Annotated in this window: 22 protein-coding genes and 2 pseudogenes; 13 read left to right on the top strand and 11 right to left on the bottom strand. The window is 40.7% G+C overall.

The window, feature by feature from the left end:
* Positions 1-279 precede the first annotated feature (279 nt).
* The 5 genes and pseudogenes from WKK05_RS08980 to WKK05_RS08960 all read left to right on the top strand — a co-directional run.
* A pseudogene (locus WKK05_RS08980) lies at positions 280-423 on the top strand (mannose-6-phosphate isomerase); the annotation flags it as partial.
* 71 nt (positions 424-494) lie between these two features.
* The gene (locus WKK05_RS08975) at positions 495-1,703 is read left to right on the top strand and encodes a GAF domain-containing sensor histidine kinase (RefSeq protein ID WP_341529392.1); all 1,209 of its coding nucleotides are present in this window, start codon (positions 495-497) and stop codon (positions 1,701-1,703) included.
* A gap of 114 nt (positions 1,704-1,817) precedes the next feature.
* Positions 1,818-3,938, top strand: coding sequence for a hypothetical protein (locus WKK05_RS08970; protein ID WP_341529391.1), 2,121 nt, complete (start codon positions 1,818-1,820; stop codon positions 3,936-3,938).
* An 836-nt stretch (positions 3,939-4,774) separates the two neighbouring features.
* Positions 4,775-6,307, top strand: a complete 1,533-nt coding sequence (locus WKK05_RS08965; protein WP_341529390.1) for an ATP-binding protein — start codon at positions 4,775-4,777, stop codon at positions 6,305-6,307.
* Complete coding sequence (locus tag WKK05_RS08960) at positions 6,300-6,977, top strand: response regulator transcription factor (RefSeq protein ID WP_341529389.1); 678 nt, start codon at positions 6,300-6,302, stop codon at positions 6,975-6,977. Before WKK05_RS08965 ends, WKK05_RS08960 begins: the two co-directional genes overlap by 8 nt.
* A 2-nt stretch (positions 6,978-6,979) precedes the next feature.
* On the opposite strand, the gene WKK05_RS08955 is transcribed toward WKK05_RS08960, so the two are convergent.
* Positions 6,980-7,273, bottom strand: coding sequence for a hypothetical protein (locus WKK05_RS08955; protein ID WP_341529388.1), 294 nt, complete (start codon positions 7,271-7,273; stop codon positions 6,980-6,982).
* 807 nt (positions 7,274-8,080) lie between these two features.
* Here WKK05_RS08955 and WKK05_RS08950 point away from each other — a divergent pair.
* The 3 genes from WKK05_RS08950 to WKK05_RS08940 all read left to right on the top strand — a co-directional run bounded on the left by WKK05_RS08950 (position 8,081) and on the right by WKK05_RS08940 (position 10,299).
* Positions 8,081-8,965, top strand: coding sequence for a WecB/TagA/CpsF family glycosyltransferase (locus WKK05_RS08950; protein ID WP_341529387.1), 885 nt, complete (start codon positions 8,081-8,083; stop codon positions 8,963-8,965).
* Between the two features lie 130 nt (positions 8,966-9,095).
* The gene (locus tag WKK05_RS08945) at positions 9,096-9,434 is read left to right on the top strand and encodes an STAS domain-containing protein (protein ID WP_341529386.1); all 339 of its coding nucleotides are present in this window, start codon (positions 9,096-9,098) and stop codon (positions 9,432-9,434) included.
* Between the two features lie 214 nt (positions 9,435-9,648).
* A complete protein-coding gene (locus WKK05_RS08940; protein WP_341531051.1) occupies positions 9,649-10,299 on the top strand; it encodes a sugar transferase in 651 nt (216 codons plus the stop codon).
* A 26-nt stretch (positions 10,300-10,325) separates the two neighbouring features.
* On the opposite strand, the gene WKK05_RS08935 is transcribed toward WKK05_RS08940, so the two are convergent.
* The 7 genes from WKK05_RS08935 to WKK05_RS08905 all read right to left on the bottom strand — a co-directional run bounded on the left by WKK05_RS08935 (position 10,326) and on the right by WKK05_RS08905 (position 15,750).
* On the bottom strand, positions 10,326-10,769 hold the full coding sequence (locus WKK05_RS08935) for a transposase (protein ID WP_341526991.1): 444 nt from the start codon (positions 10,767-10,769) through the stop codon (positions 10,326-10,328).
* Between the two features lie 135 nt (positions 10,770-10,904).
* Entirely contained in the window at positions 10,905-11,399 is a 495-nt protein-coding gene (locus tag WKK05_RS08930) for a helix-turn-helix domain-containing protein (protein ID WP_341526990.1), read from the bottom strand.
* Between the two features lie 277 nt (positions 11,400-11,676).
* Positions 11,677-11,892 (bottom strand): hypothetical protein, encoded by a 216-nt coding sequence (locus tag WKK05_RS08925; protein WP_341529385.1) that lies wholly within the window; start codon positions 11,890-11,892, stop codon positions 11,677-11,679.
* A gap of 17 nt (positions 11,893-11,909) precedes the next feature.
* Positions 11,910-13,328 (bottom strand): aldehyde dehydrogenase family protein, encoded by a 1,419-nt coding sequence (locus tag WKK05_RS08920; protein ID WP_341529384.1) that lies wholly within the window; start codon positions 13,326-13,328, stop codon positions 11,910-11,912.
* Positions 13,329-13,442: 114 nt separating this feature from the next.
* Positions 13,443-14,486, bottom strand: a complete 1,044-nt coding sequence (locus WKK05_RS08915) for a nitrilase-related carbon-nitrogen hydrolase (RefSeq protein ID WP_341529383.1) — start codon at positions 14,484-14,486, stop codon at positions 13,443-13,445.
* Between the two features lie 29 nt (positions 14,487-14,515).
* A complete protein-coding gene (locus WKK05_RS08910; protein ID WP_341529382.1) occupies positions 14,516-15,277 on the bottom strand; it encodes a red chlorophyll catabolite reductase in 762 nt (253 codons plus the stop codon).
* 80 nt (positions 15,278-15,357) lie between these two features.
* Positions 15,358-15,750 carry a hypothetical protein gene (locus WKK05_RS08905; RefSeq protein WP_341529381.1) on the bottom strand — a complete coding sequence of 131 codons (393 nt, stop codon included), beginning with the start codon at positions 15,748-15,750 and terminating at the stop codon, positions 15,358-15,360.
* Between the two features lie 632 nt (positions 15,751-16,382).
* Here WKK05_RS08905 and WKK05_RS08900 point away from each other — a divergent pair.
* The gene (locus tag WKK05_RS08900) at positions 16,383-17,144 is read left to right on the top strand and encodes a TspO/MBR family protein (protein ID WP_341529380.1); all 762 of its coding nucleotides are present in this window, start codon (positions 16,383-16,385) and stop codon (positions 17,142-17,144) included.
* 415 nt (positions 17,145-17,559) lie between these two features.
* Here the strand turns inward: WKK05_RS08900 and WKK05_RS08895 are convergent, their stop codons facing one another.
* Complete coding sequence (locus tag WKK05_RS08895; RefSeq protein ID WP_341529379.1) at positions 17,560-17,910, bottom strand: PEP-CTERM sorting domain-containing protein; 351 nt, start codon at positions 17,908-17,910, stop codon at positions 17,560-17,562.
* A gap of 146 nt (positions 17,911-18,056) precedes the next feature.
* On the opposite strand from WKK05_RS08895, the gene WKK05_RS08890 reads away from it, so the two are divergent.
* A protein-coding gene (locus WKK05_RS08890) for an IS630 family transposase (RefSeq protein ID WP_341525019.1) occupies positions 18,057-19,111 on the top strand; the annotation gives its coding sequence in 2 pieces (ribosomal slippage) (positions 18,057-18,449 and positions 18,452-19,111; 1,053 coding nt in all).
* 35 nt (positions 19,112-19,146) lie between these two features.
* On the opposite strand, the gene WKK05_RS08885 is transcribed toward WKK05_RS08890, so the two are convergent.
* Together WKK05_RS08885 and WKK05_RS08880 are read right to left on the bottom strand one after the other, a co-directional pair.
* Positions 19,147-19,311, bottom strand: coding sequence for a hypothetical protein (locus tag WKK05_RS08885; RefSeq protein ID WP_341529378.1), 165 nt, complete (start codon positions 19,309-19,311; stop codon positions 19,147-19,149).
* A 146-nt stretch (positions 19,312-19,457) separates the two neighbouring features.
* The gene (locus WKK05_RS08880) at positions 19,458-19,592 is read right to left on the bottom strand and encodes a hypothetical protein (RefSeq protein ID WP_341529377.1); all 135 of its coding nucleotides are present in this window, start codon (positions 19,590-19,592) and stop codon (positions 19,458-19,460) included.
* A 543-nt stretch (positions 19,593-20,135) separates the two neighbouring features.
* Here WKK05_RS08880 and WKK05_RS08875 point away from each other — a divergent pair.
* The 3 genes and pseudogenes from WKK05_RS08875 to WKK05_RS08865 form a co-directional block, all read left to right on the top strand.
* Positions 20,136-20,312 carry a hypothetical protein gene (locus WKK05_RS08875; protein ID WP_341529376.1) on the top strand — a complete coding sequence of 59 codons (177 nt, stop codon included), beginning with the start codon at positions 20,136-20,138 and terminating at the stop codon, positions 20,310-20,312.
* 240 nt (positions 20,313-20,552) lie between these two features.
* The gene (locus WKK05_RS08870; RefSeq protein WP_341529375.1) at positions 20,553-23,462 is read left to right on the top strand and encodes a cation-transporting P-type ATPase; all 2,910 of its coding nucleotides are present in this window, start codon (positions 20,553-20,555) and stop codon (positions 23,460-23,462) included.
* A gap of 104 nt (positions 23,463-23,566) precedes the next feature.
* Positions 23,567-23,875 (top strand): annotated as a pseudogene (locus WKK05_RS08865) (RtcB family protein); the annotation flags it as partial.
* Between the last annotated feature and the right edge of the window lie 565 nt (positions 23,876-24,440).

Genomic DNA, 24,440 nt, shown 5'->3' with positions numbered 1-24,440 from the left:
CACTAATATTTAAGTTAAGTAAGTCGGTGGGAACAAACGCAACTATGTTAACGTAAGTTCGACAGATTTCAAAAACCCCTCTCCAAACCTCTCCCCCAGAGGGAGAGAGGCTTTGAAACCCTGATTTTTTCGTTGAAAACTAAGAATATTTTTGCCCCTCTCCGCATCGGAGAGGGGTTGGGGAGAGGTCATCGAACTCACGTTATGTTAATAAAGATAAATGAGGCTAAAACTCTCTTCCCTTCTGCGTCCTGCCTCATCCCAACTACAAATATTTACGAAGTATTATTAAGCAATAATCAGTCTACTTACGTACCTCACTGTACAGATCACCGTTTAGAAAATCCTGGAGTTATTTCGTTAGTCTTGATTGAAGTGCAAAATGGAGAATACTTGAGAGAAGATGATATTATTCGCTTTTAAGATGACTATGCTCGCACCAACGATCACAAGTTAGAAAGCGAAGCAATACATAGAAAATAATAACCCAGTTAATGAAAGCTACATTGGCTCAAAATGAAAACGTTAGGCTGGAAGCTTTACACCAATATCAGATTCTAGATACTATTTGTGAAACTGCCTTCGATGATCTCACCCGTTTAGCGGCACAAATTTGTGGTACTCCCATAGCTTTGATCAGCTTAATTGATGAGTCGCGTCAGTGGTTCAAATCGAAAGTCGGATTAGACAGTGAATCAACTCCCCGTGATCTGGCATTTTGCGCCCACGCCATTTTGCAGCCCAACGACACTTTGATTGTTCCAGATACACTACTCGACAAGCGTTTTGCTACCAACCCATTAGTAACTTTTGACCCATATATTCGCTTCTATGCTGGTTCGCCGCTGATAACACCAGAAGGATATGCTTTAGGAACACTCTGTGTCATTGACCGTGTACCACGACAACTAACTTCAGAACAACTCGAAGCATTGCAAGCGTTGAGTCGTCAAGTCATGACTCAACTGGAATTAAGGCGTAATTTATACAAATTAGAACGTATAACTACTGCTGATCACCAAAAGATTGAATACCTAATTTCTGCCCTTTCACACGATCTACGTACTCCCTTGCTAGCCACTCGTGGTACTCTGAACGCTATGCTAAGTGGTGCTTTTGGTTCTGTTAGCGACACATGGAGAGATATTTTAGAAGATTGCCATCAAGCTAACGAAGACCTTGTGAAATTGGTCGAAACTCTGTTAAATATATCTCGCTATCAAACCGAAGTTTCTAAAAGTCTGAAGTACGAAATTCTTAACTGGAAAGACATTTTTGTTGAAACCATTCTCCGCAGCAATACTACTTGGACAAAAAAATGTACAATTAAATATAAAATTGCTTCTTCACTGCCGATTGTCTGTGGTGATACTCTTGAGATTCAACAAGTTGTGCAGACTTTACTTAATAATGCTGTAAAAGTTAGTAAGCCAGACCAGGAAATTATCCTTGAGGTAGCATCTTTTGGTGTTGAAAAAGTAAAAATATCAGTGCTAAACGATGGCTTAGATATTGCTTATTTAGACAAGCCAAAGCTTTTTAAGAACTTTATTCAAGGACGTGGCCGCCATAATATGGATAACTTAGGTCTCTACTTATGCCATCAAATTGTGGAGGCTCACAAAGGTACTATCAACGTCGAAAAGACTGCCGAGGGTACTACATTTTGGTTTACCCTACCTGTCGTCTCATTGAAAAGCTAAATATCTAAAGCAAGAACAGATGTAGAAAGTTATCTGGGACAAATCCAGGTGACACGCATTTGTCAAAATTTGGTTTTGAGAATATGACTGAGATGTTGAATTGAGTCAATCGTTATGAGCGATCGCCGTTTCTGCTTAGGCAAAAGTACTTGCATTGCTATAATTGTGCTGGCTGTTGTCGTCACACTTACACCTTTTAAACCTGCTTGCAGCGCTACATCAGACTATCACTGGACTAATGTTTCTATCGGCGGAGGTGGTTATGTCACAGGTGTTTATTTGCATCCGCTAGAGCGGGACTTAGCATACATCAAAACTGACATTGGTGGCTTTTATCGTTGGAATCCAGAAGATCGCGAATGGATTCCACTAACAGACCACTTTCGGCTGCAAGATAGTAACTACTACGGGGGAGAAGCCTTAGCACTTGACCCGAATAACTCAAACATTGTATATATAGCAGCAGGCAAGTATACTGCTAGTTGGGGAGGATTAGGAACAATTTTTAAGTCAAGCGATCGCGGTAAAACCTGGACTCAGTTGAAAATAGACTTACCAATGGGCGGCAATGAAACTCAACGTTGGCTAGGAGAAAGGCTAGCCGTTAATCCCTTTGATTCCAATATTATTTTTTTTGGCTCGCGGTTGGATGGGCTATGGAAGTCTTCAAATGGGGGTACTACATGGAACAAAGTTAGCTCCTTTCCTGGAGAGCCGGAAGCAAATATTGGAATTGCAGGTCTTGTATTTAACAAAAAAGTTTCTGGTCTAGTCTATGCCAATGCCTATGGAGATGGAATATATAAATCCACTAATGCGGGTGTTACCTGGAGCAAAATACCAGAAAGTCCATCACAAGTGAATCGAATGGCTCTTGCTAACGACGACGTTCTGTATATAACGCATACGTCAGGTGTTAGTAAATATGCAAACGGCATCTGGAGCGATATCACACCAAATAACACAAAAACTAAATTCAATGCCCTGTCTGTAGATCCAAATAACTCCAATCACGTGTTAATTGTTTATGACCAGTATATTTGCACAAAAAATGATACCAGTATATTTCAATCTACTAATGGTGGAGCTACATGGCAACAGAAAAAGCATACGTTGAAACCTCAAGTGCCGTGGTGGCCTGAGTGGTATTTTGCCTCTGCAACCTCAGCTATTGAATTTGATCCAAAAACTCCTGGCAAAGTCTGGTTAACAGACTGGTTTGGAACATGGCAGACAGACAACATCAATGCACAGTCATCTGTTTGGTCGAACTATGAAAAAGGACATGAGGAGCTAGTGAGCTTCGCTCTAGCCTCCCCTCCAAGTGGCTCTGTATTGTTAAGCGGTGTTGCTGATGTGGATGGGTTCAACCACAGCAATGGATTAGATGCCTATCCATCTACACAGTTTGGCGGCGAAAATAGTCCCCGATTTCAGGACACCTATAGTCTTGCTTACAGCGAAAGCAATCCTTCACAGTTGGTGCGTGTCGGTGGTAACCGATGGAATAATAGTTACACCGGAGCAACTTCGGCAAACGGAGGGCTGACATGGAAAAAGTTTTCCTCATTTCCGCAGAACGTAATACCGTTACGTGTAGCCATGTCAGCAACTAACTCAAATCTATTTGTCACAATTCTCAAAGCAAGACAGCCTATTCGCACAAACAATGGCGGATCTTCCTGGAGCAAAGTATCAGGATTACCCAACGGGCCTAAAGGGACGTGGTACTGGGGTCAACCACTCGTAGCTGACAAAGTAGATGGCAACACTTTTTACTACTACAGCCGCGGCAAGTTATACCGTAGTAATAATGGGGGCGTATCTTTTAGCATTGTGAACTCATCATTGCCTTCAGAAAGTTGGTCTATGCTCAAAACGGTTTCAGGGGTTAATGGCGAAGTCTGGCTTAGTCTCGATTGGCAGGGGCTTTATCGCTCAACCGATGGAGGTGTGAAGTTTGACAAAATTACTGAGGTGGAGAGGGCTTACCTATTTGCGTTAGGTAAGCCACAGAAGGGAAGCAAAATTCCTGCACTCTATCTGTATGGCAAGATTACTCGCATGGGTGAGGGAATTTTTCGATCTCTAGACAGAGGAAAAACATGGATAAACATTAGCACTCTGCACAAACCTATCGGCAATGAACCTAATGTAATGGAGGCTAGTTGGCAGCAATTCGGACTAGTCTTTATTGGTACCAATGGAAAGGGAATCTATTATGGAAATCCGTAAAAAATAAAATACAGAACTTTGCAAGTTAATAAGGTACACCTTAAATTCACTTTATAAATGACCTCTAAGATGTACTTCTAAGTATAAAAGTGGGAAAAGTGGGAAAAGTAGGAAAATCATAAATTTTTTCCCAAAATACTATTAATTCTTTAGTGTCATGCTATTATTTTTTTACAAAGAATATGATTGAGAATCTAACTCATATTTCAATTGATGTATTCACGGTAGCTAATAACTTTACTGACAATTTATGTTGTAAACAAAAATTTAAAAATATAACTAAGCTCAATGACTATGACCTTTTAGATTAGATATGTTTAAGTGACTTTTCATAACGACGTAGCTTACCACCAAAAACTTTTATTTCTGAAATACCAATTTCTCTGGTATGGCAAGAACTGTAGTGATTTAATGACTTAAATTAATATGTTTATAGTATGGCTTCTGCTGTATATTAAAAGTATAAATAGTCTAGCATTCAGTTAGTGTCAACTAGATTTTATTTAAAAATATTATACTACAAAGATATTTTGTATATGAAAACTAGAACAATAAATTATAAAAAATAGACCAGTAAATCTTGTGTTTACATAGCTAATAAAATAATATTTTATTTAATAATTACTATTATTTTACAAAATGAATGATTACTGCTATATTATAAAAATATAGGGACGTTTGTATGCAATATAAATAATTTATTTAGGTTATGAATAATAATATCGAACTCTAGCGCCAATCAAGGCGTTGGAGTATAGCAACTTTTAATGATTATGCTAAGTCAATGTTCAATATTATTTAGATCAAGATTTTGGATGTATTAAATAGTGCTAGATATGAGTTTGCTACGTTTCCTAACTCAATGGTATAGGAAAAGTAATTTATTAACGCCTCTGCACACTAGCATTTCAGTACTGGTGTTACTAATACTTGGACAGCAAGGCTTCAATATTTTGATGGCGTACCTCAATCATCAAGCATTTGATTGGGTAACTCGTACTCTTGTGATAGAGAAAGAAGGAGAACGTCTACTCAATATTGCGATAGATGAGGAAAGAGGTTTTCTAGATAATTCTAGTCAAGGACAAATCAGCACTAGAGATAACGGCAAGAATAAGTCCAATTTCTACAACAGCTTCAACAATCTGTACAATCTTGTCAAAGACAATCCTGCTCAAATCAAGCAACTCGATAAAATTAGATATCTCTATAACCAGTGGCAAAGCAAGTTGAACCAAAAAGCGCTTTTTGGTTCTGTCAGCACCTATAGTCCGGCGGAAAATACTTTATTCAATTCCTTACGCTACGAAATTAGGAAATTGATTCAGCACGAAGAAATACTTTTGAGCGCTCGCAAAAATTATCTAGAGCAATTATATGATATCAACGTTGCCATCAACACCTTCAGCACATTAATCATCCTGTTGGGAGCAGGTTTAAATCTTCAGTTGTTGCATCGACGAGTCAAGCTTCCATTACACAGATTGACAGAGGTAAGCAAACTGTGGCAAGCGGGACAAATGGAAGTCCAACTCAGCTATTCTTCTAGAGACGAAATCGGTCAACTAGCTGGAGTTCTTGACGCGATGGCTGACAGTACACGTCACCGTCAACAAAACATTGAGGTACGTAACCAACAGCTTGAAGACCTAATGTCTGCCCTTTCTCACGACCTACGGACTCCTTTGCTTGCTACCCGCAACACCCTAGACTGTATGAGCAGAGGGGCTTTTGGCCCAGTAAACGATACTTGGAAGGAAGTATTTGAAGAGTATCGTCAAGCTAACGAGGATCTCCTAAAGCTTGTGGAACTCCTCTTGGATGTCTCCCGTTATGAAGCAAATCGAAGCGATCACTTAAGTTGCGATCGTTTAAATTGGGAAAAGATTTTAATTAAAGTAATTGACCAGGTAAAAGCAACATCTACACGTGAATTAGCCTTCGTTTGTAAAATTTCTCAATCACTGCCAACCGTCTACGGTGATGAATTAGAAATTCAACGTGTTCTACAAAACCTGCTAGATAATGCTGTGCGGGTGAGTAAACCTAAAGGGGAAATTTTACTTGAAATCACAGCTTGTGGACAAGAACAAGTGCAGATTTCGGTGCGTGATTACGGTTCAGGAATTGCACCGCAAGAACAGGAAAAGCTATTTCACCGCTTTATTCAAGGACGAAATCAGCGTGGAAGAAGTGGGCTAGGTCTGTACTTATGTCGTCAAATCATTGAGGCTCACCGAGGAACAATTGGTGTGAAAAGCTCTATTGGAGAGGGAAGTACCTTTTGGTTTACTCTCCCAACTGCTATCAAAAATGCTGATTGGAACTGTGAACAGAATACTACTAGATATAGGAAGAGTGATGCCTAAGATTGACGAAGAGAAAACTGTACGGATTCTATTGGTTGATGACCACGCTTTAATCCGCCGAGGAATGAAAGGTCAATTTAGCCTTCAACCAGGTTTTAGTGTAGTTGGTGAAGCATTGGATGGTGGACAGGCTGTTGAATTGGCTACTCAACTCCAGCCAGATGTAGTCTTAATGGACATTGATCTGCCAGTTATGGATGGAATTACAGCCACCCAGCAGATAAAAAGTAGCTGCTTAAACACTCGTATTTTAGCCTTGAGTGCCTTTGATGACGACACCCAAGTTATGGGAATGCTTGCAGCTGGCGCTGATGGTTACTGTCTTAAAACCATTGAATGGGAACAACTTATCGCCGTCATTCAATTGATACTTCAAGGTGGTGCTTATCTAGATCCTTTAATAGCTCAAAAAGTCGCTCGGATGCTCAAGCCCAGCGCTGTCACTCCCGATGTTCCTGTATCTAAGGTAATGGCGGAACCGATTCTCAGTAATCGTGAACGCGAGATTTTGAAACTTATTGCACAAGGACACTCAAACCAGGAGATTGCAAACCAGCTCTACCTCTCACTCGGAACCGTCAAGTCTTATGTACGTATGATTCTCAACAAACTTAGCGTTGATGATCGTGTCCAGGCAGCAGCTTTAGCTGTACGTCAAGGATTGATTTGAGCTTAGAGAAATTTCTGTAAACAGGCAGATAATTCTGTAAAAGTAGTAGCCAGCGGCGGTCTGTCATTCATGGGTTGTTCTGACCATAAAATATAAGGCTGAGGTACTTCGTGCTGAAATTTATTAGATATGGGCAGACATAATATCAATACGTGAGGTGCAAACAAAGTTATCTCTTCAAGCGTGGGAATATAGTAATATGGGAAAACTTCTGCATCTTGTTTTAGGCAATAGTTGCTGACGCGCTGAACAGTAGTTACATTGTTACCAATAACCATAATTCGATATCTTTTCATAGAATTTATAGATTAATTAAAAGATATTGTGTATCTCACAACTAACTGGAAAGACAATATTTATAGATAATAATATTACCTACCAAATTAAAATTTTACCAATGAAGGCAGCAGTTAGGGGGCAGTCCGGCTTGAGGAAACTGACCCCTAACTACTGCTGTGACTAAAGAGAACAAAGGTTTAAAACCCCCACTGAACTCTCGTTCAGTGGCTCCAAGTCAGGAGGGGTTGAATCCCCTTGAAGCTTGCTCATAAAAGCCCTCTGCCTACTTCAATTGTCTTAATTAAGTTAAGACTGTAGGAAACATCATGGTGTCTCTTTGTAGAATCTTAGTGATAGCTTGAGGTCTATTATCAAAATATTTTCATTATTCAATAAACATATTATGTAATTTAGACTATCTGTGCGCTACAACCAACCGGATAGTTAGCTGGATAAATTTATTTATCATTAGGATACTGTATAAAAAATACTCCAAGTAGCCATCAGATAGTATTTTCTAACGGTATTTGCGTAGGAAAGTATACGAAGACTTCAATAAGTCTTTACTAAATCTTGTGAAACAAATCTCAAGTCCTACCAAATCTTTTATGCTGCTTACAGGTTAAAAGTAATGCACATATCTCAAAAGCTTTGATAGATAAAGATTTCAGTCTAGTCGTAGGCATTGCTTATACTACCAGCAATTGTACGGTTTGATATCACCCAGACGTAACGTTGTAAGAAGTATATATCGGTGAGCAGAAAACCTCAGCAATGCTCTGCATTTCATGATTTTTCAACTTAGATGGCGAGCATTAAATTATATGGCACACCAAAATAGTCTCTTCAAGATTCGCCTTGATCGCATTTTCTCATCAGAAACACTCAATTTTTTTCCAGTACAGCTTTTCAAGCGTCAGAGAAAATCCTTTGAACAGGAGAGGGAGCAAGCACAAAAGGTTCATCTCTTAAATGTTGAGATTGACAATATTTTGACAACAGAAGTTTTAGAAAATCTGACATCTGGTACTGTATTTACTCCTAATGTAGATCACATAATGAAATTGCAAAATGATCATGAATTTCTTGAAGCTTATAAAACTGCTGATTACAAACTATGTGATAGTCAAATTCTAATGTATGCATCTCGTTTTTTGGGTCAGCCAATCCAAGAAAAAATTTCCGGTTCTGACTTTTTTCCTGCATTTTATAATTTCCATAAACAAAATGAAACAATCAAAATATTTTTATTAGGTGCAGCTCAGGGAGTAGCTATTAAAGCTCAAGAGAGAATCAATGCTAAAGTTCAGAGGAATATGGTTGTAGGCACATATTCACCACCTTTTGGATTTGAAAATAATGCGGCAGAGTGCAGAAGAATAGTTGAGATGATTAATAGTTCAGATTCCACAGTATTAGCAGTTGGATTAGGCGCACCAAAACAAGAAAAATGGATATATAAATACAGAGATCAATTACCAAATATTAGAATATTTTTAGCCATAGGTGCCACTATTGATTTTGAAGCAGGTAACGTACAAAGAGCGCCCAAATATATAAGTGATTTAGGCTTTGAATGGTTATATAGAATGGCATCCGAACCTAAAAGATTGTGGAAAAGATATCTAATAGAAGGATTGCCCTTTTTTGGACTAGTTCTGCAACAGAAATTTAATAAATACAAAATAACAAATGATCAGGCATCTTAAGTAATATTATCGTTTCAATATAGCGAGACAAGCATATGTAGTGCGGTAAACCTATGCATCTATCATGCTTTTTATATTGAGCTTTTTAGATACTTAATTAAGCTGAGTGCTAATTAAACCTATAGAACATATGACTCTCACACAAGAATGCCAATTGATTGTGATTCAGCCTCAGCAATGCTTAAATTGGAAGCACAGTAATACTTTAAGGGAACAGCTATCTAGCTTAGTACCTCACCCCAACCATCTTTGGGTAATTGATTTAGTCAAAGTAGATTTTATGGATAGTTCAGGGTTAGCCGCTTTAGTTAAGGGGCTTTCGGCTACACGTTCTAGTGGCTGTCATTTGGTAATTTGTAATCTGCAAGCACCTGTTCGGATGATCTTTGAATTGACTCAGATGGATTCAGTGTTTGAAATTTATGAGAATTATGATGCTGTAGTCACGATGTTCAATCCTCAGTCATGAAGTATTGATCGCTACTGTGACTACGAAGATTTCCAAGAATTGATTTTCTGGTTATATACTGACTTTCTTAACTTGTTAGACTATCTAATTTCCGCTTTTATCTAAGTAACTGAAATAAGTAAATGTATAAGCGACTCAATTCATAAATTAACCAATAGAAACTGTAATTACCATGTCTAAAATCTCTACTTCCCAACATTTTCATCTAAATGTTATGGATGATACCTACGCTGCTCCTAAAGCTAAACTTCCAATTCATCCCTCTGTAATCAGTAAAGCGAAGCGGATCATTGATATCTTGGGTGCTGTTGTAGGGTTATCGATTACAGTAGTTGTAGCAATTCCTATTGCGATCGCTATTCAGTTAGATAGCCCAGGCCCTATCTTTTATTGTCAAATTCGCTGTGGTTTGAATGGCCGTTCCTTCCGGATTTGGAAATTCCGCTCTATGTCAGTCGGGGCTGATAGACTTAAGCATCTAGTCAAGAATGAAGCTAAAAGCGATCAGATATTCAAAAATGAGAATGACCCTCGGATTACCCGTATAGGTAGGTTTCTCCGTCGCACTAGCCTAGACGAACTCCCTCAGTTCTGGAACGTGTTAGTAGGGGAAATGAGCCTTGTCGGCACCCGCCCTCCGACTGCTGATGAAGTTACACACTATTCAAATTATCACTGGGAACGGTTGAATGTTAAACCAGGCATCACTGGCGAATGGCAAACTAATGGCCGCTCCCGCATCAAAGACTTTGAAGATATCGTTCACATGGATTTAGAATACCAACGTAAGTGGTCTATTACCTACGATATTAATTTAATCCTAAAAACTCTAAAAGTTTTGTTAACTAAGAGCGATGCTTATTAACAAAGGTATGAGCTAATACCAATTCTCTATGAGCCTGCATAAAATAGAGATTGATGAAAAAGAGCTTCAAGAATGAAATCATAACTTGTAAGAGTTGATACTAACTCAGAAGATAATTGAGCTAATTCATCTTGAACCCGTTGACGCAACTGGTCTAAATTTGAGAAGTTCTCGCCTTTGAACTGGCGTTTAATAAACTGCCATAATCTCTCTATAGGATTAAGTTGAGGACTATGAGATGGTTGAAAAATTGGGATAATATTTTCAGGCCAAGTGAGTGCTAAGGCTTGATGTGCTGAGGCTCTATCCATTTGTATTAAGGCCATATCTGAGCCTAATTCAAGAGAAAGGGAATCAAGAAATTTCTGAAAATTTTCACTGTTTAAATGAGAATATTCTTGGCAAAAATGCCATCCTGATATGGGTTCAACTACTCCATAAAGCCAATATGCTTTTCTTGGCCACTGCACCTTAACTATGGGCTTGACTTGCGCGTGCCGTAATTACTCGCCCAGTTTCGGTTTTCAAACCTAATCTGGTCTCATCCTGGCACAAATAACGTAATCGTTTTCCGCCACCCAATAGGTTTTGTAAAGCTACCAAGGCTAAGGGAATGTTTTTTTAAAAAGGCTTATAGCTTGCTCATCAATAGACGAGCTTATGGGTCGAGGTACTTTTAGTTTTGCCCCTAGTTTATAGCGTACTAAACTATAAACTGTTTTGTACTTTACTTGCACATTCCATTTTTGCTCTATCCATTCGACAATTTGCCCATAACTACTAAATCCCTCCAGGGATTCTAACTTTGACACTAACTCCGAAAGCATTTCTCCTTGAATTACAGGAGTTGCTCCTGGTGCAGTTTTTACTTCTAGAAGCTTGGATAATCCCCCTTGCCGATACCTTTGCAACCACCGTGTTACTGTTGACCCATCTCTGCCCAATCTTCGGCTCAATTCTTGATGCTGTGTCACTTGTTCTGTTTTTATCCACCACAGCATCTGTAAACGCTCTTTTTCAAATGCTGTGCGCGTATTTTTCAAGCTTTTTGACAAATACTCAGCACTTTCTTGAACTTCTAGATTGAAAGGGCGTGCCATCGGTTCCTCATGAGTCTCTATCTTCCATATTCTTTATTCTACATTTATATGCACGCTCATTTAGACTTGGTATAAGTAGAACGAGGTGAAAAAACCAAACTATTTCCTTCACATCATTTGACCATTTCTCAGGATTTTGGACAGATACAGAACCCTTACTCCTGCACCGGATACCGCCGCATCATTGCATGGGTGGCTTGTAGTTTTTGAGTTGTCGTTGTGAGAGACAATAACTCTACTACGAAGCGCCCTACCTTTTCATGCTCTCTAGGGTGTCTCAAAGACTTGTGTTGTGAACCAAAACTATCAAAATTTTTCCAGGTGCTTTGTTTATCGTAGACAAAACTGTGGCAGAAGCGATCGCCCCTGGTAAAACAAATATTTTGAACAGAATGAGAATGCGATGCCAACTCTTGGAGACGCTTTGCGTAGCTTGCTTCTCCAAAGGAGTACGGCGGTAAGCTACGCCATTGGTTACGGTAATGAGTTGCATAGTGATGATGGCATTGGTCACTCCCTATTATCAAACCACCAAGGGTCATTAGTAGCGTTAGTTTTAATCAAAAAAGCTTTTTTTCGCATGAACCGTTTCAAAGCCGCCGCACCCATGCGTGACCCTCCCAGACCGGAGAATTTAAAGGCGTTTTTTTCTCCCTCATGCATGATAGCGGTGAGTGCTGCATCATTAATACTGATTGCACCTGCATCTATTTGATGAGCAACTGCTAACGCTTCTGTCTCCGATGCAAAAACAGCAGCACTCAATCCATAAATTGAGTCGTTCGCTAAATACACAGCTTCCTCAACTGTAGAAAAAGGCATCACTGGCATAATAGGGCCAAAAGTCTCTTCGGTCATCACTTTCATAGTGTGGTTGACCTGAGTGAGAACTGTTGGACGACACCACCAACCTCCACCTAAGTCTTCAATTACACCACCACAGTGAATTACTGCTCCCTTTTCAACTGCATCTAAGAGATGGTCGCTGATAATTGCTGCCTGTTTTTCAGCAATAATCGGGCCAATTTCTCCACTTTCAACTGTGGGATAAGCTAGCCCAAGACGATAAGCTTTGGTTACTAGTTGATGATAAAACTTTTCAAATATGGATTCAGCAACGTAAATTCGCTCGATTGAAAGGCATGATTGCCCAGTGTTAACGACTGAACCCCATAAAATTGCTGAGATTGCTAATTCTAAATTGGCTGATTCTAAAACGATCGCCGGGTCTTTTCCCCCTAATTCCAAAAAAGCTGGGATAAATCTTTTAGCAGCCGCCTCTGCTACTTTTCGTCCCGTCGCCACACTACCTGTAAAGCATACCAAGTCTACACATTCAATCAGAGCTTCTCCAGTTTCGCCCGCTCCTTCAATAAAAGTTAAGACATCGCGCAATTTGGGTATAGCGTTGAGTGCTGCTAGCAGAGGTGCTACAAAGCGAGGCGCAATCTCACTCGGTTTGACAATTACAGCACAACCCGCTAGCAATGCCGGAATCGTATCAATTGTAGAGAGTAACAGCGGAAAATTCCAAGGGCTGATTACCCCAACTAGAGGATAAGGAACTGAAGTTTGTTGCAGTGCAATAAACGGAATGGCGGTGTTTCTGGCGGATTCTTGTAGCAACTCCGGTGCTAACCCACACCAGCGGTCAATACTAGAGAGGAAAGAATCTATTTCTAGTACTGAGATTGACAATCTCCCCGTATCATTTACCAAAGCTTCTGTTAGCTGTTCCCGTCGAGATAATATAGCTTGCTTCCACTGCTGTAAGGCATCGATTCTACCCTCCAACCCTAGTTGCTGCCAACGAACTTGCGCTCTCCGCATCCGGTTACATTGCTGTGCCAGCAACTTCGGAGGCTGCGGTATAATTACGTAATCAAATTTGCCAGTCCGGGGGTTGCGGACTTCTATTGGTTTTGTCATTTGTCATTTGTCATTTGTCATTGGTCATTTGTCATTGGTCATTGGTCATTTGTCATTTGTCATTTGTTTCTTACTCCCCCACTCCCCCACTCTCCCACTCTCCCACTCTCCCACTCAAATTATCCCTTGTTTGGCTAAGCGCTCGATGGTTGCTTGCTGTGTTTGGATGAAGTGTTTGCGGTCTACTTCTCCTTGGAGCATAGTATTAGCAGGGTAGAAGTGTGACTCATGGTAACTTTGGGCGTATAGCTCAAATCGCTGGCGTGAGAGTAAATTATTTAACCCTGGGCGACGGCGATCGCGTCTTAATGCAGCTAGGTCAATCTCTGCAAAAGCTGCCATACTTTCGCCTGCACCTGTCTCGGCTAAAACGATTCCCCGATGGTCAATGATTTTAGAACCTCCATCGACTGAGGCAATGGGGATAGAACTATTAGCGAGACCTGCGGTATTACTTGAAACTACGTAAGCCATATTCTCAACAGCGCGAGTTATTTTAGCTGCATCTTTAGGCGTAAGGTTTTTACTATACACTTCTGATGTCGAATGCAAAAAAATTTCTGCGCCGCGCATTGCTAAACAACGCGCCACTTCTGGATATAAAATTTCTTCTGATGCCAAAGCTGCCAAGTTACCGATTTCAGTTTTAGCTACGGGGAAAACTCCCTCGAAGCCATAGCAGTCGAGATACTTATCCCAAACATCATGGGGAGTTGGGGCAAACAAAGAATTCAGCCGCCGATATCGCAGGACAACCGTGCCAGAAGGGTCAATTACAAAACAAGTTTGGAAGTATAATCCAGGAAAGTTAGGGTCGAGTTCGTAGGCATTACCAGCTAAAAATATTTTATGTTTTTGGGCGATTTTGCCGAGTGCCTCATACTCAGCACCAGCCATTTCCAGACAGGCTTTTTCTGCCCAAGCTGCCAGAGACTCTCCCATTGGGAAACCTGTGAGGAAATATTCTGGCAGTACAATTAAACGACAATCAAAGCCAATGAAAGCGATGCTGGCAGCAATTTGTTGTGCCAAGCGATTGATAGAGTTTTGGATTAGCGAAGTAGCTTCTTGGCGATCGCGTGCCTGATTGACTGCATAACAGGTAACTTGGAGTGCCAAGGCTCGAAATGAGTCGAAATAATCAGTTTTATCTGCCATGCTCTTCGTTCTATCCAAATTCCCCTACATCATAGGATACGATCGCCACCCCAAAGCGATCGCACAAGTTTATCTGTTAATTCTGCTCCTAACATCTTTGCTGCTACCTGATTCCCCGGATCACGTTCTGCACTGTGACGGCGCAGCAACAAATCACGTTCAGTCAAAGCTTTCTTAGTATCTTCAGACACTATTTCAGCTTCATCTACCCAAGTTAACCAGCGATCTAGCATTTCGTGTGCAACTGTACGCGTCAGTTCTATGGTGTCAACAGCCGCAGCACCTGTGAAGCACAAGCTGATTGGTGATTGAATCAAGCGTACATATACACTTCTGCTAGTAAATAACTTTAAATTTGTATTAGTCTGCAACTTCAAGAATGTCTCATTAACTGGCTCATAGTAGCGATCAAGATAGTTGAGATCAATTAACGGATCAGTTCGGGGAATATAATCTATATAAAAAAGAATATATGGAAGTGTAGTAAACTCAATTGCCAAATGCGGAACTTGGATATCCGACTTCAACCAAGTCGTTAGACGCATCGTGCTAAAAGATTTTTCAGGGTTTCTTAGCCACGAATGAACTAACCAATCAATTTCTCCTCCCGAAAAAGTGGTGAGTGAACCTTTGATATTGCCATCATGACTGCTGTATTCCTGAAACTTTTGTGTTGCAGGATCTGGTTGTAAATCAAAACGAGCCTCTAGCTTTTGGCGAAGTTCGTTTGTAATTCCCCACAACTGATCAAATACAGTTTGATGGTCTAAATTAGGTTGCTGCTGATTCATTGTTTGTCTGTGCCAGTTTTGTATAGACTTTGATACTTACCAGCATCTCTGATAAGGGCGCACAGATGTGCGCCCCTGCATCAAAATTTAGTGACCGTCACACTAATACCAGAGTCGAGTCGCGGAACTTTGAGATATTCAACTGGCTCAGTACGTTGAGGACTTTGGTTATTTGTTTGCTGCTGACATGGCTTGAAGAAACTGTCTGGTTTATTAATAATCTCAAGCGGGTTAATTTTGCATCCTTGCTCCTGCACTACCGAAATTGAGTTAGCAGTTTGTTTGAGATTATTAGTCTGTCCGTTAAGATTACTCCATGTAGTATTAATCGTGGCTGGGTGCGTCAACAAATTCGCAGCTTTATTGTCTTCAATTGTGATATTTGGAAAATTCTCTGGGTTCGCATAAGCACTTGGTGAGACAGTAAACATACTAATTACAACAAGTAAGCTCAGATAAGAAAATTTCATCATTAAAAGCTCTCAAAATTTAATGTCAATTTAATAATTACAATTTAGCTAAATACAGCAACTGAAAAATAGCAGCCTCGGTTAAGCCAACAAACTTAGCACAATAAGTAAAGGTATTCTAGTTTTAGCAAATATTGTTCGTTATCTGAGAAAATAGGTTACATATGCCTGACATTTACCTTTTCGTTGAGTAAATGGGCGATCGCTTGTTCATACCCCAGTCAAGAAGCACAAATCCAGGCATCTGTCGGTAACTGGGGCTTTAGCAGCGGTAGTGCGCTGCTTCAATAAATTGAAAAGCAGAGGAATCCAAATTCAACGCACAGTTAAGCGTTGTTGGGATAATGTATCGGCTGCGATAAGCGTTCGCGAAGCGTCTCGTTGGCGCAGCCTCTCGTAGAGAAGAGAAGCTTAAGCTTTCGGCTAAAGAATGCTGGGATGATAACCCAGCGAGAGCAAATTGTCGTTAAAAAACTGCTGGTGAAGTTTCTGCACTGGGGTTTTGTAGTCGTGGATGGAGTGCTGGTTGATTAGGAGGACTAGCAAGTGCAGTGGTTTGAAAACTTTGTATCAAAGTTTTGTATCATATAATGACCTATTACTACTAATTAGAAACCACGCACAATCTCTTAACTATGAATCAATCCAATAATAGTGGAATACTTGAACAATTTGTCAATATAGTGATGGGTTTAAAGACTGTTAATGTTAATCAACAACAGTCCCCAGATAAATTAATAGCTACTACAAAAGAACTAGATATTAGAGCAGTTTTAGTTTATAAACTAGGGACTATTCTACAAATAGCAGTCATGATTTTAATGATGTTTGGAATGGAAAAATTAGTAATATTGATTGATAAAAATTCTTCTTTTCCCAGCTGGTTTAGCATTTTATTGACTGGATTATTTTTTGCTATATTAAGTATCCGCTCACGAATTTTTTCTCTTTTAGATAATACCCGCTCTCGTCGAACTTATGACCAGGTAATCAGGCCAAGATGGTCTCCTCCACCTTTAGTATTTCCCATAGTTTGGATGATAATTGCCGTTTTGCGGGTAATTTCTTCTATCTTGGTTTGGCAGCAAATGAATCACCAGTTTTTAGTGCTACCTTTAATTTTGTTTGTGGTACATCTGGCTTTAGGGGATACTTGGAATACGATTTTTACTGTAGAACGGAGATTAGGTGCTGCTGTTCCTGTAGTTATTTTAGGCCCTTGGTTATCTGCTGTAGTGGTGACCGCAATTTATTGGCAAACTAATCCTGTGGCGGGAATGACTTTATCATTCTCTTGCCTATGGCTAACTGTAGCTGCTGTATTGGTATTTAGAATTTGGCAATTAAATGGATCTGAGCCATTGTATCCTTTAAAACTAACACCTGTGGAGAAATAAATACCCAAAATTCATCTTGACATGAAAACAAGGAAAAATATCACTTGACTTTTGAGTACCGCATTCAACATATATAAACGGTAGAGCAATTAATGGTCTACCGTTTTTTTTAACTCTTAAATTTGAGACTTAATTGATCTTAAATATAACTCAACACGTTGGGGTAACAATTCCCGACGGTGTTGAGAACTAACCTCCGAATGCTTGGTTTAGCTGGGCAAGGAAACAGAGGATTGTACTAGCGATGTCGTGGGGAGATGTATATACTCAAGCGGAAGATGGTTTAGTTGCTCTCGATAATGCAGAGATATCCCTTTAATAAAATAAACCATCTGCCAGTGGAATATGTGATTGTTGACTTCAAAGGTTGCATTAAAGATACTTGTTACCTCGCCCTGCTCTTGAGGAAAAAGCTTTAAGTCACCTTTTGGGAAGCTGCTTGCTTACGTTTCATCCACAAACCAAAGGAGCAAGCAACTAATGAACCACCAATAGTAAAAGGTTCAGGTACAGGTGCGCTGAAATTGGAAATTGTTACATTTCCTCTACCACCTTTATTGTCTAGTGTATCTAATCTCAGTCCAAATACATCCCCTGCGGCAACTATGGTGGTGTAAGCCCCCTGCCCTGTTGTTGTAATCTCAGAGAAAATATCTGTGACACTGCCGTTTTTCACAAAAGAGAACCCGTCGTAAATAGCATAGTCATCAGCAGTTGAGTAATTCCATGTAAAGTTTACGGTTCCCGCAGTTACTGCTTTGACCAAATAATCAGTTGTTCCAGGTTCGTCAGATCCGTTATTCCCGCTAAACAGTTGTATTTGTTCGGGCGAACTAAGTAGGTAGGTGCCAAAAAAGTCAGCTATGTTAAGATATGTAAAGACTGATAATGCATCTACAAGGTAGTTGGTGTATGGGTGCGCGTTTAAGGGTATTTCTGACTCCTGAGCAAGACCAAACTTTACTAAATCTGAGAAAACAGGATGTACCACAGAAAGTCAAAGACAGGGCGGAAATAATCAGGCTAAATGCACATGGTTGGTATGTAGAGAAGATAGCAGATCACTTTGATTGTCACAAAAAAACAGTCACAAAAGTTTTGCATCAATGGCAAAAACTGGGCACAGAAGGGCTTTGGGAATCTCCTGGGCGAGGGGGGAAACCAAAGTGGCTTGAGGATGACATGATATTTTTAGAAGAATGCCTCAGAAACGAGCCACGCACATACAATAGTTCTCAGTTAGCTTTGAAGTTGAAAACAGAACGCAACGTTGAGATGAGTGCCGACAGATTAAGACGGGTACTCAAAAAAAGGGGGTCGATTGGAAACGGACAAGGAAAAGCCATAAAGGAAAACAAGACCCAGTAGCACGAGCAAACAAGCAAGCAGACCTAGACATGTTGGAATTAGCTGCTGCCACTGGTGAAATAGACCTGAAATACCTAGACGAGTCAGGGTTCTGTATGTGGAGCGAACCTAGTTATACATATTACTTTAGAGGTGAGCAAAAACGGTTAGAACAGACTAAACGCCGTGGTCGCAGATTAAGTATTATCGGGCTTCTCCAACCTTTAATCAGTTTTGTTTACGGTTTAGTTATCGGTGGTGTTGACCGTAAATCTTATATAGAAATGATGGAGAAAGAAGCCAAACAAGCCCAAGAAACTGGACGTATCAGCGTGATTGTGCAAGATAACGGGCCAATACATCGCTGCCAAGAAGTTCAACAATTGTGGAAAAAATGGGAAAGTCAGGGTTTGTACATCTTTTTTCTCCCGAAATATTGCTCAGAAATGAATCCAATTGAATTGGAATGGCAACATCTCAAGAAAGATGAGTTATCCGGGCAAGCATTTGATGATGAGCTAGATCTCGCTTACGCCGTCATCAATGGTGTTCAAGCTAGAGGAAAAAAAAACAATCACAACACACATCGTGTAAAATTTAGCTCTAGATTATCAACTTAAGATTTTGTTACATAGTAGAAAATTTCGGTGCCTACCTACTTACTATTGTCTACGAATCCGTCAGTATCTGTGTTAACTAATGTCCAGTTAGCAGTATCGTATGCTCCTACAAAAGCTGCTTGTGCTGGTTTAGCACTGATAGCAGTCGAAAAAAGGCTAATACCAACAGTGACAATACCAAGCTGCTTTGCTAATTTCATCCGAAGATTTTCCTAGAATTTTAAATTTGACATTCCTGTACAAGCTCGTAGACGAGTCTCTAAAGAATGTAATCTTATAATTTTATATATACAGAAGAAAAAGTTTGAAGTTATTACAAAGTTGTATGAAATTTTACTAAAGTACTTCACCAGTTCGCCCCTAACGCAGCTTTTATCTCTAAAAGCTTGGGTAGTACTCCTTGCCGATACCTTTGCAACCACCGTGTTACTGTTGACCCATCTCTACCAAGGAAGCGGCTCAATTCTTGATGCTGCGTCACTTGTTCTGTTTTTATTTACTACAGCATTTGTAAACGTTGTTTCTCAAAAACTGTCCGCGCATTTTTCAAGCTTTTTGACAAATACTCAGCACTTTCATGAACTTCTAGGTTGAAAGGGCGTGCTATTGCTGACTTTAGAGTTTTAATCTTCCATGTTCTCTATTCTACAGCTGTATGCACACTTACTTAGACTTGGTATAACCTTTCTCCATTCGACAATTTCCTCACAAGTTCCTCAAATTATTTTTCTAAATTGAGAATGTAGATAAATCTAATCATTGTTCATCTCCAATATCTACTTAGCTTGCTACTCTCTGGCTAAAAAGATAGTTCAAGAAAAAACAGCCTCAAACTCAGGTTTTTCTATCAATAGTAGAACAACCCATTGATGCAGATCATCTGCTAGGTGGTGAAGGACTAATTTGGAGAAAACCTATTACACGGCTTACACGGCAACAGTTTGGAGAGGATTTTTCTAGTATCTCTTAATATCGGCTAATAAATTGCTTTTTTATGATGTGAGTCAAATGAGGAATCAATATTATGACAATCTCGACAAAACTACAACAGTTTTTTCAGTCAATTAAAGAAGTTCCTGCACAAATCATTAACTACATCTCAAGTGGAGCCGCCAGAATTTTTGCACCGAAGGATGATGATTATCCAGCTACAGGGGTTCAACCTTTTGAGGGAGACATTCCTGATGAGAAAGAAAACTGAATTGGACATTGTGTTAAGTATTAATTTGAACAGTTGCTCAATGATATACATAATAAATGTATAGATGTGCCAGGCTGAAACGTAAAGATTGGAACTAACAGGTAGAATACAAAAGTCAAGATGTGAGATTTTTTTCCAGTAGTTTGCAAGTAAGTGAGGTACAAAAGGCAGGACTTAAAATTAGACCGAAAAAAGTGCAATCAAGTTATGTGATTGAATGCAGTACAAGGTTTGGAAAGTATGGTGTCATTCCATCAACCAATCTGGGAATTGTCCATTGAATCCGTCTATGAGTCACTAGGAACTAATATCAATGGTTTAACTGAAAATGACGCAGCACGACGATTTGAGCGCTATGGTGCAAATGAACTGCCAGAAACTGCTCATCGTCCAATGTGGCTCCGCTTCACTGATCAGCTCACCCACTTTATGGCACTATTGCTATGGAGTGCGGGAATTTTGGCATTCTTGTCCAACACGCCTCAACTGGGTTGGGCAATCTGGGCTGTTATCTGGATTAACGCTGTCTTTAGCTTTTGGCAAGAATATCAAGCAGAACAAGCACTGGCGGCATTGAAAAAAGTATTGCCAGTACAAGTGCGCGTATACCGAGATGGGCAATTGAAGCAGATACTGGCAAGAGAGTTAGTCCGGGGTGATGTCATGCAACTGGAAGAAGGCGATCGCATTTCTGCCGATGCACGCCTAGTATCTGCTGATAATTTTTACGTGGATGTCTCAGTTCTCACGGGGGAATCTCTACCAGTTGCTCGTAATCCTGACCCTGTACATCCCCGCCAAGTTGTACCAATTCGTGCTGGCAAAACCTTGTTGCATCCTGGGGAACAGCCTTTGCAAGAGCAGGTTCATCCGGGGGAAATCGCTAATTTGGTTTTAGCTGGCTCTAGCGTCTCATCGGGGCGAGCAATAGGTGTGGTTTATGCTACTGGAGCGCAGACGGAGTTTGGACAAGTCGCACACCTGACCACGATGGTGAAGCGAGAACCCAGCACCTTAGAAGTACAAGTTGCCCAGATTGTGCGCCTAATCACAGCGATCGCTTTGGGTATGGGCGTGATTGTATTCTTTCTCACTGCCTGGTTAGTAGGCATGGAGGTAAAAGAGAGCTTCATTTTTGCGATCGGGATTATTGTGGCGCTAGTTCCTGAAGGATTGCTACCAACCGTCACCCTAGCATTGGCTATGGGAGTACAGCGCATGGCACGACGCAATGCCTTAGTCCGTCGCCTTTCTGCGGTGGAAACTCTCAGTGCAATCACAGTCATTTGTACAGATAAAACAGGAACTTTAACCAAAAATGAAATGACGGTACGTCATCTATGGGTTCCCTCACAACAGCAAAGTAGCAGCGAAAAACCCAAAAATAACAAGTCATTCCCTTTGCTAATTGAAGTCACAGGTGCAGGCTATGACCCTACAAACGGTACACTTCTCATTCCTGAGCATTTTGCCGCCACTTGGCAGTTGAATTTGTTATTAACAGGGGCTGCCCTTTGTTCCAATGCTCGTTTGATTCATCTCACTGCACCCAGCCGTTGGCAAGAAATTGGCGATCCCACAGAAGCAGCGCTGCTGGTTGCTGCGGCTAAAGCCGGGTTGAACTTGGAACAACTACAACATCAGTTTCCTCGCTTGCGGGAAATCCCTTTTGATTCTCGCAGACGGATGATGACGGTGGTGCTGAACTGGCAATTTTCACAGTTGTGGGCAAATGAATTTCCCTATCTCGGTTTCACCAAAGGAGCGCCACTGGAAGTATTGCGACACTGCCAGTCTATCCTGCGGGAAGGAACAGTTCAGACTCTAACTCAGGCTGACCGGGACATGGTGGTGAGAGCTAATGATGACTTGGCCAGACAGGGATTTCGGGTACTGGGGGTTGCTGCTCGTCCAGGTGATGATCAGTTACTAAAGGAACAAGTGCAGGAGTTGGAGCAAAACTTGATATTCATTGGTCTGGTGGCAATGTTCGATCCCCCACGTCCAGAAGTGAGAGACGCGATCGCCAGTTGCCGTACAGCCGGGATCAAAGTGACGATGGTGACAGGAGATTATGGGCTAACTGCCGAAGCGATCGCCCGTAATATTGGTCTAGCAAACGAGAAGGTGCGGGTTGTGACTGGTGAAGATATGGGTCATCTTTCGGATGCTCAACTGCGGCAAATTTTGCAATATCGTTCCTGCTTGGTGTTTGCTCGGATGTCTCCCGAACACAAGTTACGGCTAGTACAGGCTTACCAAGACTCAGGCGAAATAGTAGCTGTAACAGGGGATGGTGTGAATGATGCTCCCGCATTGCGATCGGCTAATATTGGCATTGCTATGGGCATGAACGGCACTGATGTGGCGAGGGAAGCGGCAGATATTGTGTTGACAGATGATAACTTTGCTACCATCGTCAGTGCTATTGAGCAGGGTAGAGCCGTCTATCAAAATATTCGTAAGTTCATGACTTACATCTTGGCATCGAACGTGGCTGAGTTAGTACCTTTCCTGGCAATGGTAGCGTTGAAAATTCCTCCAGCCTTAGTGATCATGCAAATTCTGGCAATTGATTTGGGAACGGACATGATACCTGCATTGGCACTCGGTGCAGAACGCGCAGAAGCAGGCATCATGCTGCAACCCGCTCGTGCCAAATCTAAACCCCTGCTTGATCGCTCCCTACTTCTGCGTGCCTATTGTTTTCTGGGATTAATCGAGGCTGCTTTAGCGATGTTAGCTTTTTTTATTGTTTGGTGGAGCAATGGTTATGGACTTGCCCAGTTGCAAGCTATTACTCCCACTATTCTGTCTCACTCGGCAGATATGACCACAGTTGCCATTTATACCCAGGCTACTACTATGACATTAGCAACCATCGTTGCCTGTCAAGATGGAAACGTTTTTGCTTGTCGTTCTGAACAAACCTCCATATTTAGGTTGGGGTTCTTTTCCAACCGTTGGATCTGGTTGGGCATTGCTATAGAATGGTTGCTAATTCTGGCAATTATTTATATCCCTCCTCTGAGACATATCTTTGGTACTACACCTCTGACTCTCTGGCAATGTTTGCTATTGCTAGCCTGTCCCCCTATCCTGCTGGGAGCAGAAGAATTCCGCAAAGCTATTTTTATCCGCAGGCGCTAAATATTTTTAAACTCCCTAGCGCTTCTCAAAACGTCCACTTTTTTCTAATAGATGGATACAAAAAATAACAGTTTGAGGTAAGGGTTCATAAAGTTTCCTTTGGTTCGAGTTGTTATGGTGCAGGACGGGTGATGAGTCGGCATCAAGCCAAGCGAGAAATTCGGGGCGATCGCCTCAAGGGTGAACTGGAACACGAAGGCATTAGCATTCGGGCTGGTTCTATGTCCGGTTTAGCAGAGGAAGCACCGCAAGCATACAAAGATGTCAGCCAAGTAGTAAATGTAGTCATATCATTTCACTTTAAGAATGATACAAATACTTTGGTAGGGACACGGGCAATGCCGTGTCCCTACGAGAAATTTATATGTATCAAGATTTTCGTGAATTGGTATCAGCCAAGCGGGAATTGGTAGTAAATTAGCGCGTCTGCATCCCGTTGCTGTTGTCAAAGGATAAATATTGAATGCTTGCTTACAAATAAACTGAAGGGTCTAGTTGTTCGCAACCAGACCCTTCAGCTATCACTGTCTATTCTATACAAAGGTTTCCTCCACAACCAACTTGGGTTTACACGTCTCGCAGTCTCCTCACTCGAACCTCTCATAGTCGCATCTTCCTAGATCCTGGTTTGGCTTTACTCTTACCTTAACTTTCAGTAAAGGGTGTTGCCACTTTGTTTCATCTATGTTGGAGGTTCCCTGCGATCGATCTCACTTATATATTAACATAGTTTTATTGCACGGATGGGCATTTTTTTGTTTTTCATCTGTCAGCAATAACTGCTTTAAATTGGAGCTTCTAATAAACTAGATAGCTTGTTAATTCTAACAGAATCTCGATGGTTATACGTAAGAATTCTTAATGCTATTACCAGATAATAATTAAGTAGTCAACAATATGTCAAAATATGTTAATAAAATTAAAATTTATGGTGTATTATGCCGCACACTAAAGCACCAAATTGCTTAGTTTTATATT

The organism is Nostoc sp. UHCC 0302 (assembly GCF_038096175.1).
Taxonomy (GTDB): Bacteria; Cyanobacteriota; Cyanobacteriia; order Cyanobacteriales; family Nostocaceae; genus UHCC-0302.
The sequence above is the reverse complement of the archived record's forward strand: the minus strand, read 5'-3'. Positions and strand labels throughout refer to the sequence as shown.

Bases quoted from the DNA above. Each gene is read 5' to 3' on its own strand.
- WKK05_RS08975 (WP_341529392.1), top strand. From the start codon at position 495: ATGAAAGCTACATTGGCTCAAAATGAAAACGTTAGGCTGGAAGCTTTA.
- WKK05_RS08970 (WP_341529391.1), top strand. From the start codon at position 1,818: ATGAGCGATCGCCGTTTCTGCTTAGGCAAAAGTACTTGCATTGCTATA.
- WKK05_RS08965 (WP_341529390.1), top strand. From the start codon at position 4,775: ATGAGTTTGCTACGTTTCCTAACTCAATGGTATAGGAAAAGTAATTTA.
- WKK05_RS08960 (WP_341529389.1), top strand. From the start codon at position 6,300: ATGCCTAAGATTGACGAAGAGAAAACTGTACGGATTCTATTGGTTGAT.
- WKK05_RS08955 (WP_341529388.1), bottom strand. From the start codon at position 7,273: ATGAAAAGATATCGAATTATGGTTATTGGTAACAATGTAACTACTGTT.
- WKK05_RS08950 (WP_341529387.1), top strand. From the start codon at position 8,081: ATGGCACACCAAAATAGTCTCTTCAAGATTCGCCTTGATCGCATTTTC.
- WKK05_RS08945 (WP_341529386.1), top strand. From the start codon at position 9,096: ATGACTCTCACACAAGAATGCCAATTGATTGTGATTCAGCCTCAGCAA.
- WKK05_RS08940 (WP_341531051.1), top strand. From the start codon at position 9,649: ATGGATGATACCTACGCTGCTCCTAAAGCTAAACTTCCAATTCATCCC.
- WKK05_RS08930 (WP_341526990.1), bottom strand. From the start codon at position 11,399: ATGGCACGCCCTTTCAATCTAGAAGTTCAAGAAAGTGCTGAGTATTTG.
- WKK05_RS08925 (WP_341529385.1), bottom strand. From the start codon at position 11,892: ATGCAACTCATTACCGTAACCAATGGCGTAGCTTACCGCCGTACTCCT.
- WKK05_RS08920 (WP_341529384.1), bottom strand. From the start codon at position 13,328: ATGACAAAACCAATAGAAGTCCGCAACCCCCGGACTGGCAAATTTGAT.
- WKK05_RS08915 (WP_341529383.1), bottom strand. From the start codon at position 14,486: ATGGCAGATAAAACTGATTATTTCGACTCATTTCGAGCCTTGGCACTC.
- WKK05_RS08910 (WP_341529382.1), bottom strand. From the start codon at position 15,277: ATGAATCAGCAGCAACCTAATTTAGACCATCAAACTGTATTTGATCAG.
- WKK05_RS08905 (WP_341529381.1), bottom strand. From the start codon at position 15,750: ATGATGAAATTTTCTTATCTGAGCTTACTTGTTGTAATTAGTATGTTT.
- WKK05_RS08900 (WP_341529380.1), top strand. From the start codon at position 16,383: ATGAATCAATCCAATAATAGTGGAATACTTGAACAATTTGTCAATATA.
- WKK05_RS08885 (WP_341529378.1), bottom strand. From the start codon at position 19,311: ATGAAATTAGCAAAGCAGCTTGGTATTGTCACTGTTGGTATTAGCCTT.
- WKK05_RS08875 (WP_341529376.1), top strand. From the start codon at position 20,136: ATGACAATCTCGACAAAACTACAACAGTTTTTTCAGTCAATTAAAGAA.
- WKK05_RS08870 (WP_341529375.1), top strand. From the start codon at position 20,553: ATGGTGTCATTCCATCAACCAATCTGGGAATTGTCCATTGAATCCGTC.